This window comes from Streptococcus intestinihominis (assembly GCF_046824975.1).
Classification (GTDB): Bacteria; Bacillota; Bacilli; order Lactobacillales; family Streptococcaceae; genus Streptococcus.
Map to the genome: position 1 here is coordinate 161789 of NZ_JBKQBL010000001.1, position 1156 is coordinate 162944.

The 1156-nt window shown below is 41.9% G+C and carries 2 protein-coding genes; both read right to left on the bottom strand.

What is annotated here, in order from left to right:
* Positions 1-400 precede the first annotated feature (400 nt).
* The gene (locus tag ACLOR3_RS00860) at positions 401-916 is read right to left on the bottom strand and encodes a phosphatase PAP2 family protein (protein ID WP_411400013.1); all 516 of its coding nucleotides are present in this window, start codon (positions 914-916) and stop codon (positions 401-403) included.
* A gap of 45 nt (positions 917-961) precedes the next feature.
* On the bottom strand, positions 962-1156 hold a 195-nt coding region (locus tag ACLOR3_RS00865; RefSeq protein ID WP_412036894.1), incomplete at its 5' end, for a peptide deformylase.

Sequence of the window (1156 nt, forward strand, 5' to 3'; positions counted from 1 at the left end):
ACACCAAATCTCACATAATTAAAAACTGCCTAACTGAGTTAGGCAGTTTTTAATGTAGACAAACTATTATTATACATAAAACATCTAGTTACTCTTCAAAAATGACTTATTTTGCCATTTAAGAAGATAAAAACTTTCCGCTGTGAGAAAAGTGCCTGAAACACAATAGTTTCAGGCACTCGGGAGTTTTGAGAGTAAAACAGTTTGGGAAACTGTTTTAGCCCGAGCCCAGAAATTAAAGAGCGAGGGGGTTCAAAACTAAGTCATGGAACTTCGGAGAAGTTCGCTGACGTCCGTACTCACCTAAAGAAAGTTTCCAAGAATACTTTTTTACACTTTGAAACTACCAAACTAAGTTAGGCAGTTTTTATTATTTCTTACTTCTCCCATCCAACCTCTATCAGAAAATTCCTAATAGAGAAAAACTGACGATTCCCCATAGGAGTGCAACAACAAATCCGACCACGACATCACGGACAAAATGGAGTCCTGCCAGAACACGAACTCCTGCCAATAGAAGAGCCAGGAAGAGGCCAAGGCTAGATAGAAGAGGATTCACTCCCCAAGCTACTGTCGAAATGATGGCCGCTGAAAAGACGTGCCGGCTTGGCATGGAACTTCCCTTACCTTCTCTCTCTAGGAGAGGTGGAAGCGCGCCAAGCTCATAGGGACGGGGCCAATTGATTGCTTTTCGAATGACACTCAATAAAATAAAGCCAGATGCCGGAACCAATAGATAGGCAAGAACAACCCAAATCTCGGAAGCTTTCAAATATGCTGCCCAAAGAACATAAAAATAAAGGAGTGGCATCAGGAGGGTGACGAGGTGGTTGACCCACTTTAATAAAGAAAGATAATTGGGATGGGAGACCAAAAATGGTCTAACCCGTTCATAGAACAAATATTCTTTTTTCATCAACAAATTCTCTTCGATCGATTCCTTAATAAACAGCAACTGGACCTATATCAAAATCCCTTCCAGATGATCTAGCTCATGCTGGCAAATTTGGGCCGCAAAACCTTCTAAGCTTATGAGCTGAGGCTTCCAATTCATGTCGCGATAGGAGACCTGAATCTTTTCAAAGCGGCTCGTTTTTCGGCTCCCTGCCAAAGAAAGGCACCCCTCTTCTGTCTCATAAACTCCTTCTTTCTTTAC

Excerpts from the sequence above, each read along its gene's own strand:
- ACLOR3_RS00860 (WP_411400013.1), bottom strand. The coding sequence starts at position 916 with ATGAAAAAAGAATATTTGTTCTATGAACGGGTTAGACCATTTTTGGTC.